Below are 17,746 nucleotides of genomic sequence, written 5' to 3' on the forward strand. Positions count from 1 at the left end.
TTCAAGCAGAACGTTAACCTTATTACCATCTAAGAAGAAACAACGTCGGACTTCTTCCGGCTGTCCGGCAACAAGTATTTGGGTTCGCTTTGCTACCAGTTCCAATAACAATAGGAACTTCGGAAACGGGCTTTCTTAACATACGTATACAAATTCAAACTCAGCGGATTCTTTATAACGTGCCAAGTAGTGCCATTTTAAATCGCTAGTCGAAAAAACCAAACACAAAAAAACCACCAAACGACATTTAATCGCAAAGTGGTTAAACCTATCATTCAAATAAACTCACAGTTCAGGCACCCAAGCCTTATCCCCTTCTCAGATCACTTGTGCCCTCAAAAAATCTTCCTCTGCTCCCTATCCTCCTTCAAAATTTCAACAGCCTCCCTAAACCGCAGAGAATGCACAATCTCCCGCTCCCGAAGAAATTTCAAACTATCCTGAAGATCGACGTCATCCGTCAAATCAATCAGCCATTGGTACGTAGCTCTTGCTTTCTCTTCAGCAGCTATATCTTCATAGAGATCTGCAATGGGATCTCCCTTCGCTTGTATGTATGCGGCCGTCCATGGCACGCCTGACGCGTTCTGATAAAACGGGGCCCTGTCATGACTCGCATAATGATCATCCAGTCCGGCAGCTTTGAGTTGGTCAAGGGTTGCGTCTTTCATGAGCTTATAAACCATGGTCGCAATCATCTCAAGATGAGCGAATTCCTCCGTGCCAATATCCGTTAACAGCCCCACCACCTTATCCGGAATGGCATAACGCTGATTCAAATACCGCAATGCTGCAGCAAGCTCACCGTCCGCACCGCCGTACTGCTCAAGCAGAAGCTTCGCCATTCGAGGGTCGCATTTGCTGACTCGGACAGGATATTGCAGCTTTTTTTCATAAATCCACATGGCTCTTCCTCCTTGTTCAGACCTGCCATGGCCATGGCGTTTCAATCCATTGCCAAGGATGTTTGCTGTAGGCTTGACCAAAAGCCATAAGCGGGCCAAATTCCAGTTCAAATTCCTGAACCAGCATCGTTCTCTTTTGCGCGAATTGATTGTACTGCTGGATAGCCGCGAGATCGTGCGGATGCGTATCCAAATAAAGCGTCAACTCCACCAAAACGAAGTCAACGGCTTGCAGGTCATGCATCATCTTGTAATAAGATTCCGGTACCGCTGGTGGATTCATATCCATGGGCTCCCTTCTTCTATTTTTGATTCGTAAGGTCCAAACAGAGCAGGCCAGAGCGTTCCCTTTTGCAAAGCTTCATATGGGCTAAACTGCGGCAAGCCTGGCGGCTGAAAGCTCATATAGAGCTGCGGCGGTGTATTATACAATTTCACACGGATTGGCGGACAAGGATCGAACGGACTGATGTAGGGGAAGTATTTTTTATATTGCGAATGCATACGACACCTCCTTTTCTCACTTCGTTGCACAGAGATCGGGCATAGCGGCAAAAGCCTATAAAACACGTATATGCGGCACGACTTGGCCAAAATCACTGTTTTGCCAATATTTCGTTATAGTCACCGAATGCTTTTACCGCTTATTATAGAATTAATCCATGTGGCTCCATTACTTACACAATCTAACATCTGGAGGACTTCACTAATGACACGATCCATACGAATTCTTGTTTCTGCAACAATTCTTGCCACCGTCGCCATTAACGTCATGACTCCCGCCCCTTCCGCATCTGCAGCAACCGCTGTCTCAAGCAGCGCCACTTTAACGCAAGGAATGACCAGTTCCTCGGTGTCCGCCCTGCAAACAAATTTAAAAACCCTCGGCTACTTTACCTATCCGACCATCACTGGTTACTTCGGTACGATCACAGCTCAAGCTGTTATTGATTATCAAAAAGCTTACTCGCTATCTCCAACTGGCATAGCGGATGCCGCTACTCAGACCAGCATCTCTCATTCGCTAAAAAAACGCCAACTGCTCGACGATGCGAAAAACTTTATCGGAACTCCCTACCTATGGGGCGGCACGACCCCTCAAGGCTTTGATTGCTCCGGTTTTGTTTATTACATGTTTCAGAGAAACGGAATACCGGCAGTGCGAACAACCTCCAAAGAGCTTTTTGACACAGGGGTATCTGTGAGTCAGGGGAATTTGCAGCCAGGCGACCTGGTGTTCTTTTCGATATCTACCCCTGGCGTCGTTGACCATGTCGGATTTTATATGGGGAATGGGCAGTTCCTGTCCGCCACACGATCCGCAGGCATCTACCCGCAAAGCCTTACAAGCTCGTATTGGGGTCCTAGGTACCTAGGAGCTAAGCGAGTTTATTAGTTTGTGTTTGTTTGACACATACGATCTGCACATGAGACGGCCTTTTTGACAAAAAAAAGTCCCTGCCCCACGCCATAACCGGCAAAGAGCAGGGACTTCCTTCTATATCAGTCCAACTTGATATTCAACTTCAAAAGGCCGGCCTTCCGCATCGCCTGATAAATAATAACGACCAAAGGTCCTAAAAACAAACCGGCTACGCCTAGCAGCTCGAAGCCGATATACAAGCTAATTAATGCAGCGAGTGCATTAATCCCCACCGCTTCGCTTAACACCTTAGGCTCCACAATCCGGCGGAATATCGTCAGCACAAGGAACAAGACCAATAATCCGATTCCCATGCCCGTATGTCCGACCAACAGCTGATAGCCAAACCAAGGGATAAACACAAGCCCCGTACCAATGACCGGAACAAATTCCATGACCATCACCAGTAATGAAATCGCCAGCGGATATTCAGCTCCGAGCACCAGCAAGCCTATGAAGGTGACCAGGTACGTTAAGATCGCCATGATGAGCTGGGCCCGGATAAAGCCGAAGATGGCTTCCCGCAAATAAACGAGGACATTTTCCATCTTTGCTCTTGTCTGCTCTTCGAACATGGACAGGAACGCAGCTCTCATTCTCAGCAGGCTAAACATACACAAGTATAACGCGATAACATAGACGATCATGACGATGAAGAAATTCGGTATTTTACCTGCCATGTTCAGGAAAAATCCGGAAACGCCGCTAAGAGCGTCGGTTAATGTCTTGGTTAAAGTTTCCGTGCTTCGCTCCAGCCAAGTTTGCACCTGTGCCGCCATTTCCGGCGACAAGGAATCGTAGAACAACTGGGTCCGGCTCACGGCCTGATCGACGTATTTATTGACTTCGTCCATATAATTGGGAGCTTTCCGCCCCAAATCGATGACTTCCGTCACGACATTAAACCCGATGAAATAGAACAAGGCCAAGGCCAGCAATGTAAAAATCGTGGAGATGATTGACGCGGCAATCAACCGGCTAACCTTTATAGCGCGCATGAGCAGCACAGTGAGAGGATCCAAAAAAATAGCTGTCACTAAAGCGAGCAGGAAAGGTAACCCTATCGTGAACAATCCGTACAGGAGCAGCAATCCAAGCACCATGGTCAGTGTCGTCTTAGGCGACATAGGAATTCCTCCGCTTATTCATTATCGGGCTTTACATCGTTGATTTTAGTAATATGTATGCGTACAATTCGCAATCGATCCACTTCGGAAACTTCAAAAACGTGATTGCCGTATGCTATCTTTTTACCTTTAACCGGAGCACCCTCCAAATTTTTAAACAGCCAACCCCCGATGGAGTCCACATCTTCGTCCTCAATCTCCAGATCGAGCAGATCGTTCAAGTCCTCAATCAACACACGCCCGTCAACGGACGTATATTTGTCTTTCACCTCAACGCCCGGCCGCTCGTCGATATCGAACTCGTCATGCAGCTCGCCAACAATCTCCTCCATAATATCCTCTAAAGTGAGAAGTCCGGCCGTACCGCCGTATTCATCCACGACGATCGCTAATTGCGAATGCTTTTTTTGCATGAGTTTCAGAACGCGGCTGACTTCCATCGATTCGGGAACATTGAGAATAGGGCGAAGGAAATCCTTAATCTCATGCTCGACATCGGGATCGGCTGTAAACAGGTCGGCAATATGTACGAAACCGACAATTCTATCTTTATCCTCGTCGGCAACTGGATAGCGGGTATGTTTTGTTTCATGAACCATGCTTAAATTTTCAATAAAACTCAGCTCTAAATACAGACAATCCATATCCGTACGCGGCAGCATCACTTCACGGGCAATCCGTTCCGAGAATTCAAATATATTATCAAAAAGCACCATTTCATCTTGGTCGATATGACCGCTTTTCACGCTTTCGTCCATGAGGATGCGAATTTCTTCCTCCGTATGGGCGGCTTCATGCTCGCTTGCCGGTTCTACGCCAATCCAGGACAAAAACTTGTTCGCCGCACCATTAAGAAACCAAATGATCGGACGAAACAGCTTGTAGAAGAACAAAAGCGGCGCAGATAGCCACAGCGAAGTTAGTTCCGCTTTTTGAATCGCGAAAGATTTCGGAGCCAGCTCCCCCATCACAATGTGCAGAAACGTAATAAAGCCAAATGAAACGATGAAGGAAGCCGCATGTGTATATACGGAAGCTTGCAAGCCCAGCGTGTGGAAAAATGGCTCCATAATCAGCTCGGAAACAGCCGGTTCCCCAACCCAGCCTAAACCCAGCGAGGCCAGTGTAATGCCCAGCTGCGTAGCTGACAAATAGGTATCTAATTGCGATGTGACTTTGCTCGCATACTTGGCTTTGCCGTTGCCCTCATTAAGAAGCTGCTGAATGCGGGAATGCCGCACCTTCACAAGCGCAAATTCAGCAGCAACGAAGAAACCGTTCAGAAAAACGAGAATAAATACTAATACCAAATTAAGAAAGATGGGTCCAATTTCAAAGGAAGTATGTGGCAATTGCGGATATCTCCTTCAGATTGATGATATTAGATAATAGCTTTACGCTTTTTGAAATCCACGGAACGGTAATATGAGTCGGCAACCAGCAGGTTCGGTCCGCAGCAAGAGGCTGCGCTGCAGAAGCAGTTCACTTTTTGATTGAGCGGATTATGCTCCCATCGTGCAAAAATGTCATCCAGAGGATCGTCATGAATATTGCCCAAAGGAGGTTCATTGGCGAAATCCGTAACGAACACCTCGCCGGTAAATGTGCTCACATTCAAGCGGTTTCGTCCGTCCGGATCATTCCTGACCGTAACATTCGGCTCCTCGCGAAGCCTTTTGACCAGCGTCCGGTCCTCTTCAAGCTCATTGCAAGCAAAGAACGGCAATGTGCCGAATAGCATCCACATATCGCGATTCCTGCTGTCCAGCAGCCGGTGAATGCTGCTTCTTAACTCGTCCAGCGAAACCATGGGCAAATGTGAGGCAAAGGAGCTCGCATACATCGGGTGAACCTCGTGCCGTTTGCAGCCCATTTCGTCAATAAGCTTGTGGATTTGCGGCAGTTTCTCATGCGTACGCGTGTTAATCATGGATTCCGCCGAGACATAGAGCCCGCCTTTGCTGAGCGCTATCGTATTTTCCACCATACGTTCATACATGCGCACCGCCGTTTCGCGGCCTACAGGATGCTGAGAATTAACGAAGCCGACTTGGTGGAAATCGTCCGCATTTAAGTAATTAAAGGAGATATGCATAACATCCAAATAGGGAGCCAGAAGCTCATAACGCTCTAAGTCCAGCGTCAAATTGGAATTGATTTGTGTTCGAATGCCGCGATCGCGGGCATATTGAAGGATGGGCAGCATATAGTCTTTGACAATTTTGATATGGTAGGAGGGTTCTCCGCCTGTCAAACTAATCGTCTCCAAATGCTCCACCTGATCCAGCTTATTCAAAATAACCGGCAAGGGAATACGAGGCCCTTCCGTCATCGTTAACGAATCGCCTACCGCACAGTGCTCACACCTCATATTGCACAGATTCGTTATCGTTAACTCTACACTTGTAAGTACGTGCTTCCCGTATTTGCGATAAGACCGAATCGGGTCCCAAGGATCGTACACGGGGGATAGCTCCGGTAACAAGGAGCGTGTTCCATTCATATTCATGCTGTTTACACCTGACCTATCATTTCCTATTCACTTGCTGTTTGTTCTTATCATGCCTATACCTATGCCCTTTATTGTAACTTATGATTCGTAAAAAAGGAAACCGCCCTCCCGTTCCGCTACTGTTTATTCGCATGAACAGGCGATTTCGCCCGCAGCCACTTCGGCGCCCACCAGTTCGCATCACCAAGCAGCTTCATCAAAGCGGGAACGAGCATTACGCGAACGATCGTCGCGTCGATCAGAACCGCAAGGCCAAGCCCCAAACCGAGCGCCTTCATAATTTCAATATCCGTGAAAATAAACGAGCCGACGACAACGACCAGAATGAATGCTGCGCTTGTAATCAAGCTGCCTGTTTTTTTAAGTCCTTCCGCGGTGCTCTTATCGTTATCGCCGCTTGCTTCATATTCCTCCATAATGCGGGAAATCAAGAAAACTTCATAATCCATCGAAATGCCGAACACGACGCAAAAAATAATGACCGGCAGCGTCGCACTGACATAGCCAATGGATGTAATGTGCAGCAGATCCGCCATGTAGCCGTGCTGAAACACGAGCACCACACAACCGAGACTCGCTCCGAGACTAAGCATATTCATCAGAACGGCCTTAAGCGGCAGCAGAACAGACCGGAAAGCAAACAGAAGGACGATGTAGGTGATTCCCATGACGAAAGTGAGCACCATCGGGATCTCATTCTGAATCCGATCGATGATATCAAGCCGGTACGCAGGGCCGCCGGTGACTGCAATATCGAGTCCGCCCCGGTCCAAGGCGCGAAGCTTCCGCACGAGCCCGTCCGTCGTCGTGTCATCCGGGTCCTTCTCAGGCACGATCACGAGAAGGGCAGTGTGCCCTTTCGCCAGCTTGCTTCCTTCGATTTTTTCTTTGACTCCGGGCCCTTTCAATATGCCGGCTAATTCAGCATCTGTATGTTGGCCAAGCGTACTGAGATAGCTTTGAATGTCTTTGACGCCGGAAACGTCTTTTACTTGATCCACATAGGCGCGGATTTGGCGAATCGATGACTCTTCCCATACGTCATCTTGCGTATGTACAACGATTTGGATCGGTCCCATCATGCGGGGGTCATAGGCCGTTTTGAGCAAATCGGAACCATATCTCGACTCGTAGCTCGGAGGCAGCACCTCCGCGTTAGGCACGCTTAGCTTCATCTGACCGATGGGCGTCATCGCGTAGATCAAAACGCCGCCGACAAGGACGACCAACAGGATCGGCCTTTTCATCACGCCATAAGCGACCTTTTCCCAGAAACGGGACGTTTCCTGCTTACGAAAGCGCTTAGGAAGCACCTGCAGGGAGTTGATCCGCTCTCCGAGCAGCCCAAGCAGAGAAAGCAGCATCGTGTTGGCGACAACGACAGAGATGGATACAACGATAATTCCCCCTAAGCACAAGGAGCGAAAGAAGGTAAGGTCCACGAACAGCATCCCCAGAAGTCCGATCAAAACCGCAATGCCGGAAAAGAAAATCGATTTGCCCGCCGTCTGGCAAGTCATCGCTACGGCTTCAGCTGCATTCGGCTGCACCTTGAGCTCCTCCCGGAAGCGGCTGACCAGAAACAGCGCATAATCAATACCGACAGCAAGTCCCAGCATCGTCACCATATTGGGGAGGAAATTCGATAAGGATTGGTGCTGCGCGATAAAATAAGTAATTCCAAGCGTCAGCGTTACGCTCATGAGACCAACAATCATAGGCAGCAGCGCGGTGACTAACGTCCCAAAAACAATTAACAATACGATAAGCGCAATCGGCAAGCCAATCGCTTCCGATTTGGCAATATCATGCTTGCTCGCTTCCTGCATGTCATGCAAGATCGCAGGCCCTCCCGTGACGTAGACCTTCATTCCCTCTGGAGGATGCACGCGATCTTTCAGTTCGGGGTATTTCTCCAATGCCGGGTCCGTGTCCAAGTCTAACGAAACGGTGACAGCCTGCACATCCGTATGCCCCTCGTTCCGCGGTGTAGCGATGAAATTTACGCTTTCTACATACGGCAGCTTCTTCAATTCGCTGAGCGAATCCATGATCGCTTGCTGCTGTGCTTTCTCCGTCATATCGAGGCCATTTCCCGTATACACCAGGTTAAGGCTCGTAAGCGGCACGCCAAGCTCGTCCCTCAATTGGATCAAACCGCGATCCGACTCGCTGCCTTTGGGTGTAAAGCCGTTGTCCTTGAGGATGCCGGGTGTTTTCTGAGCAAAAATAGCGAAGCTAAGGAGCAGCAGCACGCCAATTGTAAGGACAAGCCATCGAAAGCGGTACATGGCGTATCCCCATCTCCAAAATTTCCCTTTCACCGCTGATTCTCTCACATTCATCCCCCCTGATTTGCAAAAAGAACCTGGGAGCCCAGGTTCTTCATATTCGTTATCTCTATTTTATCTCAAAGTATGGCTGGCATACCCGATTCTGTGTCCAGATCGTTGATTTTAATTTCTCCGATCTCCGAAATTAAGACGGAATGCTTAATGGACAGATCGATTTCGTAAGGTTCTTTCAGTTCTCTTCCCGATTCATCCTGCAGAATCCGGACAACCGGTCTTTGCGGAACCGTCATATTTAATTTGGATACGATACCGAATTCGCCTGTGTTCAATTTCACGGTGATGCCTAGCGGGTAAATCGCAATTTTATCGCGGAACAAGGCAATTTGGCTTTGATCGTACATGGTGCCTGAACCTGCAAATAGCTGCTCCATGGCTTCATGCGGCAATAACGGCCTGCGATACACACGTGTTGTCGTCATCGCGTCGTAAGAGTCTACCAACCCGATCCATCTTGCAAATTCATTAATGTCCGGACCTTCCAAGCCTCTCGGGTACCCGCTTCCGTTCATTCGTTCATGATGCTGTAGAGCGCAGTGTGCGGACAGCAGAGGAATGTTCGGTTCATTTTTCAATATTTGAAAACCGTAGGTCGTATGATTTTTCATTTCGGCGAATTCCTCCGCAGTCAATTGAGACGGCTTGCGCAGAATGCCGAGCGGAATTTTGGTCTTTCCAATATCGTGCAGCAAAGCGCCAAGCCCAAGCGTCTCCAGCTTTTCACGGCTGTACCCGAAACTAATGCCGAGCATGATGGCGTAAATGCTGACATTCACCGAATGCTGAAACAAATAATTATCTTTAATATTCATATTATTGAGCATGACCATAGCGCCCTGATGAGCGCTTAAATCATCAATAATCATTTTCATGACGTCACGGAAATTGCGCCCGATATCGTAATAGCTGACAGCTCCGCGTTTGTTCGAGTCTTCCATAACCTTCTTAAAGGTATCCCGAATTTCGATAACCGCCCTGCTGCGCGTTTCATCTTGAATGACATCGACCTGAATCACGTCATCGGTCCTGGAATCTGCGATATATATGTAGTCAATACCGTAAGAAAATAGCCGATCAATTAATCTCTGCGTAAGTTCAACGTTAACAGCCAGTAAAACCATACCATCTTCGTTGTAAATGTTCTTGGCCAGCCTCATTCCAGGATGACACTTGTTGATCGGCATTAACAGCATGTAAGGACCCCCGTGTAGCTGAGCGTTGTTTTCTATCTAAATGTAATAGATTTCACATAAAAGTTCAACATAAAAAACCGCATCATTCGACGCGGTTCGCTAATGAAACAAGGCTTATTACTTTAAGAACATATAGAGTGCAAAAACGATCGCTACCGCAAAACGATAGTAGGCAAAATAGGTCAATTTCATATTCTGAACGAATTTGATGAAGGACACAACCGCCAGCATGGCTACGATGAACGCCACCACAAAGCCTACTGCGAAGAAGGGAATGTCACCAGATGAAAGAGCATGATAATTTTTCAGAAAATAGATGCCTGAAGCGCCGAACATGATGGGAATCGCCATGATGAACGTAAAGTCGGCGGAAGCTGCGCGGCTAACGCCGGAGAGCATCCCTCCCGCAATCGTCGAGCCGGAACGGGAGAAGCCAGGCCAGATGGACACCAACTGCCACAATCCGATGAAGAACGCTTGGCGATACGTCAAGTCGTCCAAAACTTCCGTGGTTGGCCGTGATTTCTTCTGCTCGGCAATGATTAACAGAATACCGCCAAGTACAAGTCCGACAAGCACAGTCGTCGAGTTGAAGAGCTTCTCATCGACAACATGACTAAACATAACGCCGACAACGCCGGCAGGTATAATCCCGATAAGAATATGCAGCAGGTTCAGTTTTTTCCCCGTTCTGCTCTCGCTCTTTCTTTTCACCAAACCAAACAAAGATAAAATCCGTTTCCAATAAATAATGACGACAGCCATAATGGCTCCAAGCTGGATAACGAAATCGAATGTTTTCATGACTTCGTCGTTTTGCGTGTTCAGCAAACTTTGCGCCAAAATCATATGTCCCGTAGAAGACACCGGTAAGAACTCGGTTAACCCCTCCACGATTCCGATGATGATCGCTTCAAAAATAGTATGCATGATTTCCCCCTAAAGGTAGAGTTTATTGTCGGACTCCTGTCCAATTATATATTCTACTTGGAACAGGAGGAGTCTGACAACTGCATTGATCAAATTCGCGCGTTTACTCCCTTTCACTAGGGAGACTAATATCCGTAAATCTGGCAAAATGGCTGGCTGCGACAGCCTCATGATCGCGAAGCTCGCGTGCCAGTATGTCACGAATAAATTCAGGGAGCATATACACCACATCTTTCCCCCGGCTTAAGGACAAGTAACCCGACCCGAAAGTAAACATATCGATCGTGCCGACGCTATAGTCACGGCCCGGGTCCAAAAGCTCATCGCCAACATACACGGCGATGACGCGTTCGTAAGGTGCCCGGGAGCTGTCCACGCGAACGGTTATACCGTCGACGCTGAGCACGCCCAGCACCTCGCCACGGAAGCCGAGTCCCCGGATCGGCTTCTCCATGAATTCGCGCAGCAGCGACTCTTCGAGCGCTTGCCGCAAATCGGCGCCGCGGAGCAGCACGCGGCAGGGATTGATCGGCCCCGGGCAGATTTCCAGCAATCTGCCGCGCGTCAGGCGGCCCTCCTTCAGCGACTGAAGGAGCTGGCCGCTGTTGACCAGCCCGATATCGGCGCTGGTCCAGCGGCGAATCCCGGCGGCAAGCAAGTTGCCCAGGGGGGATTCGCCGTACCAGTCCAGGCGCAGCGGCTCCCGCAGCTGCGCCACTTCTTCATCCAGCGCGGCTGCGCCGGCGATGCGAAAGCGCTCCAGCAGCGCAGCCACGCTGCTGTCTTCTTCGCTGTCCGCCGTCATCGGGACGACGCGGCTCTTGAACTCGGCGATCCGGCGCTGCGCCGGATCGTAAGCAAGTTCGATATGGCCGGCGTATTGCCCGTACTTGCCGGCCGCAGCCAAATAAGTGCCGCCGATAAGGAGCGGCTCCTCCAGCACATGATGCGTATGACCGCCGAGGATCACATCGATGCCTTCCAGCTCCTCCGCTATGCGCCGGTCCATCGGCAGACCCAGATGAGACATGACGACGATGAGGTCCGTTTGGGGGAGCAATAGCTCCGTATGCTTCTTGACGGCCGCAATCGGATCCGTGACCTGCCAACCGAGCAGCTCATAATAAGCCGGATATGCCGCTGTTACGCCAATCAGTCCGATCTTTAAGCCCGACTTCTCAAGAATGAGAGAGGGCAGCAGCCAATCCGGCGTTGTGCCCGTTGCTTTATCGTAAATATTACTTCCAACAATCGGAAAACCGGCATGCGCTTTGACAACCTCCCCCAAAAAGTCAGGCGTGAACGTCAGCCCTTCATTATTGCCGAGAACCATGGCATCATAGCCGGTCGCATTCATAATTTCCAAATTTGCGATGGCATTAGTGCCTTCCGTTTCCGGGCTCATCCGGTCCATATGATCGCCTATATCCAGCGTCAGCACTTGATCGGATGGCCACTGACTGCGCGCACGGTTGAAATAAGCGCTAATTGGGGGCATCATCTCAAAATGACTATGCAGATCGTTCGTATGTAAAATAAGGAGTCGTCTCATTTCTTGATTTTCAGCTCATCGAGCGTTACTTTATTTTTAAATCCGAAGGAAGCTTCTTGGCCGAGCGCTGCATCGTGAAGGAACCATATTTTAACGACACTTTTGACATTGAGACATTCACTGCTGCCATCCGGCACATACAAGCGAATCGGGTACCCTTTCTTCAGCGGTTCACCGTCCAGCGCATACAGAAATACAGCTGAATCTGCCTCCGCCCATGACATCAGCGCTTGAAACTCATCGGCAGCTTCTACTTTCAAGTGCGTAGGCTCACCCTGATGCTGCCCGCCACGACTGCGTTTCCAGCTTCCATACCACGATTTCAAATCAAAAGCATCTCCCGCAGCATTCGGAACACGGTCTTCCAGCGCTAGCTTCGTCTCCGCCAAGTCAACCATTTCCTGAACAGTAAATGCTTCATCCTTTATATGTGTGTCCGACACTTGTATACGTAAATCTGCTTGCACTTGACCATTCTCCTCTCATCCCATAGGCTTGCCTCTGCCATCTCCTGGCACCATCCATTATACCATTCCGAGGTGAAAATATGATATGCTGTAAGGGATTCTAACACTAAGCATTTAGGAGCAAAGCCGTGAACCTACGCATCCAACTTTTCGCAGGACTCGTTGAACTTTTCGGGACTTCCGTCCTACATATACAAATCGAACAAGAGGCCGTTTCCATTAAGCAGCTTAGAGAGAGGATCGCTGAACAATACCCGGCAGCGGTTCCTCAACTGAGCTCTTCCTTTTTTGCCAAAAATCAAGCCTATGCAGGCGATGGGGATATGGTCTCTTCGGCTGACGAAATCGCGCTCATTCCCCCGGTGTCCGGCGGACAGCCTTCCTTCTATGAGATTACCCACACGACGATTGACGCTCAGCAGGTTGCCGCTAAAGTGAACCATCCCAATCACGGCGCTTCGCTCGTCTTCATGGGGACAACCCGGGAAATGACGCATGGACAGCGCACCGTCCTTTTGGAATATGAAGCCTACGTCCCTATGGCGATTAAAACGATGGAAGCAATCGGTCAAGAAATCGATGACCGCTGGCCAGGTACCCTGTGTGCAATTACCCATCGTTTGGGCAAGGTGGCCATTGCCGAGACTAGCGTCGTTATTGCCGTTTCTTCCCCGCACCGGGCCGATTGCTATGAGGCCAGCCGCTATGCCATCGAACGCTTGAAACAAATCGTACCGATTTGGAAAAAGGAAATTTGGGAAGACGGCTCGGAGTGGAAAGGCAGCCAAACCGGCCCCTGGAACCCGCTCCAAGCGCCAACAGCGGAATAGATGGAATGGAGATGACTTACGTGGATACATTTTTACATACAGGGCAAGAAAACGGCGTGGATGCGCGCTACTCAAGACAAGTGCTCTTTTCCCCCATCGGTTCGGAAGGGCAGCGCAAACTGAACAACAGCCGAGTCGCCATCGTAGGCATGGGAGCCTTGGGCACCGTGCTAGCCAATCATATGGTGCGCGCCGGAGTCGGATATGTCCGGTTGATTGACCGCGATTTTGTCGAGGCCAGCAATTTGCAGCGCCAAATGCTTTACGACGAAGAGGATGCGGCAGCTATGACGCCTAAGGCGGTTGCAGCTGCCAAACGCTTGCAGTCAGTGAATTCACTGGTCACAATCGAGCCCCATGTAACGGATCTCAATGCCACCAATGCCGAAGGCTTATTAGGCGATGTGGATTTAATTCTAGATGGCACGGATAACTTCTCCGTCCGATTCCTTATCAACGATGTGAGCATCAAGCTGGGCATTCCCTGGATTTATGGCGGCGCGGTTGCTTCCAGAGGCGTCTCTTTGACGATCCTCCCGGGACAAACGCCCTGCCTCCGCTGTCTGTTCACGCAAGCCCCGGCTGCGGGGACGACGGAAACCTGCGATACCGCCGGTGTCATTGGCGGCATTATTCATGTTGTGGCTTCGTTTCAAGCCACGGAAGCTATGAAGCTGCTGGTGGGCGCTGCGGAGCAGCTGAATACCCGTATGCAGCAGTGGGACCTTTGGTTCAATCAGCACTCTGCCATTCAAATGACCGGCGCGCGGAAAGCGGATTGTCCCGCCTGCGCTTCCAAGCAATATGATTACTTGGAAGCTCATTTGGACAGCGACACCATCCAGTCTTTATGCGGTCGCAACTCGGTCCAGATTCATCCGGTCATACCTGCCGCCAAGCCGCTTGAATATTGGGAAGAGCGTTTAAAACCGCTAGGTCCGGTTGAGCGGAACCGCTTCCTCTTAAAGTTCCAACCGGCTACCGATTTGACGATGATTATTTTCCCGGACGGGCGCGTCCTCATCCAAGGAACGGATGATCTAATTCAGGCCAAAAGTCTTTACAGCCGTTATATAGGGATGTAGTATTACAATATACCTACATGAACATAGGACTGGGAGAGGAAATTCAATGCATATACATGTGCTTCAACTGGTAGTTGGCGATAAACTGATTTCCGATTCCTACAATACCAAAGGGCTTCATCTGCTGTCAGCGGGCACTGTGGTGGATGCAAGCGATATATCGATGCTTAACCGCCACAGTGTGGAATATGTGGATATTGCCCCAAGGGTTGCGGCAGCCGACCCTGAGCCGGCAGCCGTGCCCAAAGTAAAGCTGGCTCAATTAAATTGTTTTCACGACTGCATGTCTGGTATCAAAGACATTTTTCGTTGTGTAGAAACCGCGGAACTACTATCAAACCAAAAAATAGAATCCGCTTTCAATCCGTTAATCGAGAGCTTTGAGGAAGAGAATGATGTCGTTTCCTTACTTCTTTCTTTACACAGCCAAGACGATTATTTGTTTCTGCACAGTGTACAAGTAGGCATGTTGTCCTACTACATTGCCAAATGGATGGACAAAAGCGAGCAGGAAGCTCTCGTCATTGGGAAAGCCGGCTATTTACACGATGTCGGCAAATGCAAAGTCGATCCGGCGATCATGAATAAACCCGGCAAACTGACCAATGACGAGTTCGGTGAAATACAGAAGCACACCATTTATGGCTATGAGTATATCAAAACCTCGTTAAAGGACAACACCCTTGCTCTCGTTGCGCTGGAGCACCATGAACGCATGGACGGTACAGGCTATCCTTTACGCAAAAAAAATACGGAAATTCACTCCTACTCCCGAATTGTTGCCGTTGCCGATGTCTACAGCGCTATGATCAACAACCGGGTTTATAAGGAGAAGCGCGATCTCTTGTTCGTTCTCAAGGAGCTTCACCGGATGAGCTTCGGACAGCTTGATCCGAAGATCACCCAAGTGTTTATTCGCAACATGATTCCTAACTTTATCGGCAAAAAAGCATCCCTGAGCGATGGACGAACCGGTACCATCGTCATGACGAATCCTTCCGACTTTTTCCGGCCGCTCATCAACATCAATGATGAATTCCTGGATCTCTCGCTGCAGAGCAGCGTCGAAATTTCGTCGATCGCGATCTAATTCGTTTTAAATAATAAGCGAACTGACGGCCAGGGCAATTCCGATATATACGGAAGCAAGCACCGTGCCGACAGCCACGTTGCCGCCTTTTAACTGATCGGATAGCTTCACGCCCGGCGTCAGCCAATCGAATACCCAGTACGCCGCAAGCAAACAGACGTAACCTACCGCAAACCATAAGCTCATATGCCAAATCGAGGAGTTGCTGTATGCGGCGATCGCCAGTACAATCGCGGTTGCCACAAATTTGCCGCCCATCGTGATTCCAACGGCTACGTTCCCCTTATTTACTTCCTCCATATCGCGGTAGGGCGTCATTAAACTAAATATATACATCCCTGCAAATTGCAGCAGGACAATAACAAAGAAGCTAATCGCAATGTTCAAGACGATCATTCTGCCCACCCCCGAAATTTTGCCATAGATTGATCATAATTGCTGTAATCGTGTACTTCCTCCAAAATAGCCTGAACTTCCTTCTTGTTTTTGAAGCTTGCATAGCGCTCCTCCGGAATCGGCTGCTTCACCTTTTGCCCTGTCGGCAGCTCCGCAACAGCGAAATAGCGGAAATTACCGTCCAGCTCCGTTTTATATACGCCAACCAATTTCACATCCGTCTTTATTTCCACCTTTAATTCAGTCAAATCTTTATCGGCTTCTTCCTTTGTTTTGAACGTTTTGATGGGCTTCCATTGTGATAATGTCACGTCGTTCTTCCCTTGATCATCCGTCTTCATCGCTGCTTGCATATAGCTAAGCACATAGATTTGGTCGCCTGTTGCAAAATTCTGGTCATTCGATATGCGCTCATTGTTCGGCAGCAGCACCATATCTCCATCGAGCAAATCCCCAACTTTGGCTTGCTGCACTTGATAATCCCAAGGCACTTCACCGTTCGTGCCGCTTACGCTCGCTGAGCTCCCGGCTGCCGCATTGCTTAACACAGAAGGCTTCTTGTTGAACAAGCTGCTTACGCCCCAAATCATCAATATGACGACGAAGACGAGCGCCCCCATAAGCCAAAATCGTCTATGTTTCAAGGTGCTTTCACTCCAATCGGTACAAATTGGCTTGCATTTCCTGTAATTTTCCCGCCTGCCCGGCCTAGGAGTCCGCAAGGTATTCCGTTCAATACAAAAAGTCCCGTTAATAAATGCCTGCTTCCATGCGCAAAGCCTAGTTCCGGTAAATCCGCCCGCTGCTGGTATACACGCTTAAAAAAAACGCTCGTATCAAAGCCGGCTTCATCCTTGATTTCCAGCTCGCCGGTGGCGCCATACAGTTCAACAGATCCCCCTTCTCTTCCGAACATCGATTTGGACACATAATCCCCCGACAGCTCCTCAGAGAAAAAGGTAGGCAGCATATAGGCGGCTATCGCCTTATGCTCTTCCAAGGCGAACATGGCGGAATTCTCCCTGTGCAATTCCCATACAAGGGCTTGCAAACCCTTCGACTGCAGGATGACGGCATGCAAAGGATTGAACAATTGAATGAATTGTTCTTCAATGGCGTAGGAAAGCGCCTCGCCACCGTCATCTATCCCCATCCATTCCTTTGGGTACAGCGCGAACATTTTGGAGATAGTTTGATGCTCGCCGACCTTGACCACGCCTTCGTCAATCCATAAATCCAGGCAATCTACACAAGTCATGCTTCTTCCGCTATGAGCCACGAGCGCATCGATGGTTCCCGTATCTTCCGCATGCCGCCCATAGGCCACACAGGCGGCAAAGTCCGGTCCTTCGATGTCCCACGCCGCGCGAAGCAGGTTTCTCATCTCTGTATTCGGGGAAACAAGCCCGATTTGTTCGCACAACCACGGTGTTGCCATCGATGCTTCCACATAACCTGTCGGCGTGTCTGCATTCAGCTCCAAGAGCTTAATTTCTCCCTGCTGATTCACCGAAAAATCAAACCGTGCATAGCGGCTGATAACCCCTATGGCACCCAGTTCCAGCCGGTCTAAGCCGTCCCACAGCACCTCGGGAATAGACAGCCGTTCGTATAACACCCTGTTTCCTTTCACATGGCGAGCGGCTTTATCAAATACGCGCCACAGCAGCGCCGCCGCGCAGATTAGTTCCTCATAAGTTTGCTGTTCCATGAGGACAATTTGATCGATCCAGTAAGCTTCATCTTCCAGATTCGCCCATGTGAATCCGATCTCCTCCAGCTGCCTGACTCTCTGCTCTCTCTCCGGCGAAGGCGTTCCGATGACTTCGAATACCACGTTCATTAACCTCCTGAGCTGGATGAGGAGCTGAAACCGCTCGATTTG

General features: G+C 49.4%; 18 protein-coding genes. 4 read left to right on the forward strand and 14 right to left on the reverse strand.

Annotated features, from left to right (window positions below):
* Positions 1-335: 335 nt before the first annotated feature.
* Genes AC3WRW_RS12405 through AC3WRW_RS12415 form a run of 3 tightly spaced genes read right to left on the reverse strand, consistent with a single transcriptional unit; the run spans position 336 to position 1,409 of the window.
* The gene (locus AC3WRW_RS12405; RefSeq protein ID WP_492546629.1) at positions 336-905 is read right to left on the reverse strand and encodes a manganese catalase family protein; all 570 of its coding nucleotides are present in this window, start codon (positions 903-905) and stop codon (positions 336-338) included.
* Positions 906-921: 16 nt separating this feature from the next.
* Positions 922-1,188: a spore coat protein CotJB gene (locus AC3WRW_RS12410; protein WP_492546630.1), complete on the reverse strand. Its 267-nt coding sequence runs from the start codon at positions 1,186-1,188 to the stop codon at positions 922-924.
* Positions 1,185-1,409: a spore coat associated protein CotJA gene (locus AC3WRW_RS12415; RefSeq protein WP_492546631.1), complete on the reverse strand. Its 225-nt coding sequence runs from the start codon at positions 1,407-1,409 to the stop codon at positions 1,185-1,187. Before AC3WRW_RS12415 ends, AC3WRW_RS12410 begins: the two co-directional genes overlap by 4 nt.
* Before the next feature lie 205 nt (positions 1,410-1,614).
* Here AC3WRW_RS12415 and AC3WRW_RS12420 point away from each other — a divergent pair, with 205 nt between their 5' ends.
* On the forward strand, positions 1,615-2,301 hold the full coding sequence (locus AC3WRW_RS12420; RefSeq protein ID WP_492546632.1) for a C40 family peptidase: 687 nt from the start codon (positions 1,615-1,617) through the stop codon (positions 2,299-2,301).
* A gap of 107 nt (positions 2,302-2,408) precedes the next feature.
* On the opposite strand, the gene ytvI is transcribed toward AC3WRW_RS12420, so the two are convergent.
* The 8 genes from ytvI to AC3WRW_RS12460 all read right to left on the reverse strand — a co-directional run bounded on the left by ytvI (position 2,409) and on the right by AC3WRW_RS12460 (position 12,460).
* Entirely contained in the window at positions 2,409-3,455 is a 1,047-nt protein-coding gene (gene ytvI / locus AC3WRW_RS12425; protein WP_492546633.1) for a sporulation integral membrane protein YtvI, read from the reverse strand.
* A 14-nt stretch (positions 3,456-3,469) separates the two neighbouring features.
* The gene (locus tag AC3WRW_RS12430) at positions 3,470-4,807 is read right to left on the reverse strand and encodes a hemolysin family protein (RefSeq protein ID WP_492546634.1); all 1,338 of its coding nucleotides are present in this window, start codon (positions 4,805-4,807) and stop codon (positions 3,470-3,472) included.
* 29 nt (positions 4,808-4,836) lie between these two features.
* Positions 4,837-5,958 carry a radical SAM/CxCxxxxC motif protein YfkAB gene (yfkAB, locus tag AC3WRW_RS12435; protein ID WP_492546635.1) on the reverse strand — a complete coding sequence of 374 codons (1,122 nt, stop codon included), beginning with the start codon at positions 5,956-5,958 and terminating at the stop codon, positions 4,837-4,839.
* Positions 5,959-6,083: 125 nt separating this feature from the next.
* The gene (locus tag AC3WRW_RS12440) at positions 6,084-8,312 is read right to left on the reverse strand and encodes an MMPL family transporter (protein WP_492546636.1); all 2,229 of its coding nucleotides are present in this window, start codon (positions 8,310-8,312) and stop codon (positions 6,084-6,086) included.
* Positions 8,313-8,377: 65 nt separating this feature from the next.
* A complete protein-coding gene (locus AC3WRW_RS12445) occupies positions 8,378-9,511 on the reverse strand; it encodes an HD-GYP domain-containing protein (RefSeq protein ID WP_492546637.1) in 1,134 nt (377 codons plus the stop codon).
* A gap of 117 nt (positions 9,512-9,628) precedes the next feature.
* Complete coding sequence (locus tag AC3WRW_RS12450; RefSeq protein ID WP_492546638.1) at positions 9,629-10,441, reverse strand: undecaprenyl-diphosphate phosphatase; 813 nt, start codon at positions 10,439-10,441, stop codon at positions 9,629-9,631.
* 103 nt (positions 10,442-10,544) lie between these two features.
* Positions 10,545-11,993 carry a bifunctional metallophosphatase/5'-nucleotidase gene (locus AC3WRW_RS12455; protein ID WP_492546639.1) on the reverse strand — a complete coding sequence of 483 codons (1,449 nt, stop codon included), beginning with the start codon at positions 11,991-11,993 and terminating at the stop codon, positions 10,545-10,547.
* Entirely contained in the window at positions 11,990-12,460 is a 471-nt protein-coding gene (locus AC3WRW_RS12460) for a hypothetical protein (protein ID WP_492546640.1), read from the reverse strand. Before AC3WRW_RS12460 ends, AC3WRW_RS12455 begins: the two co-directional genes overlap by 4 nt.
* A gap of 128 nt (positions 12,461-12,588) precedes the next feature.
* Between AC3WRW_RS12460 and AC3WRW_RS12465 the strand changes: the two genes are divergently transcribed.
* The 3 genes from AC3WRW_RS12465 to AC3WRW_RS12475 are packed head-to-tail and all read left to right on the forward strand — an operon-like array spanning position 12,589 to position 15,465.
* Complete coding sequence (locus tag AC3WRW_RS12465) at positions 12,589-13,290, forward strand: molybdenum cofactor biosynthesis protein (RefSeq protein ID WP_492546641.1); 702 nt, start codon at positions 12,589-12,591, stop codon at positions 13,288-13,290.
* An 11-nt stretch (positions 13,291-13,301) separates the two neighbouring features.
* Positions 13,302-14,375 (forward strand): ThiF family adenylyltransferase, encoded by a 1,074-nt coding sequence (locus AC3WRW_RS12470; protein WP_492546642.1) that lies wholly within the window; start codon positions 13,302-13,304, stop codon positions 14,373-14,375.
* A 46-nt stretch (positions 14,376-14,421) separates the two neighbouring features.
* Complete coding sequence (locus AC3WRW_RS12475; RefSeq protein WP_492546643.1) at positions 14,422-15,465, forward strand: HD-GYP domain-containing protein; 1,044 nt, start codon at positions 14,422-14,424, stop codon at positions 15,463-15,465.
* Between the two features lie 6 nt (positions 15,466-15,471).
* Here the strand turns inward: AC3WRW_RS12475 and AC3WRW_RS12480 are convergent, their stop codons facing one another.
* The 3 genes from AC3WRW_RS12480 to AC3WRW_RS12490 are packed head-to-tail and all read right to left on the reverse strand — an operon-like array spanning position 15,472 to position 17,704.
* Positions 15,472-15,861: a DUF350 domain-containing protein gene (locus AC3WRW_RS12480; RefSeq protein ID WP_492546644.1), complete on the reverse strand. Its 390-nt coding sequence runs from the start codon at positions 15,859-15,861 to the stop codon at positions 15,472-15,474.
* Positions 15,858-16,505 (reverse strand): signal peptide protein, encoded by a 648-nt coding sequence (locus AC3WRW_RS12485; protein ID WP_492546645.1) that lies wholly within the window; start codon positions 16,503-16,505, stop codon positions 15,858-15,860. The genes AC3WRW_RS12480 and AC3WRW_RS12485 overlap by 4 nt, the downstream gene beginning before the upstream one ends.
* On the reverse strand, positions 16,502-17,704 hold the full coding sequence (locus AC3WRW_RS12490) for a glutathionylspermidine synthase family protein (protein ID WP_492546646.1): 1,203 nt from the start codon (positions 17,702-17,704) through the stop codon (positions 16,502-16,504). Before AC3WRW_RS12490 ends, AC3WRW_RS12485 begins: the two co-directional genes overlap by 4 nt.
* Positions 17,705-17,746 lie beyond the last annotated feature (42 nt).

Source organism: Paenibacillus sp. FW126-R14 (assembly GCF_058789495.1).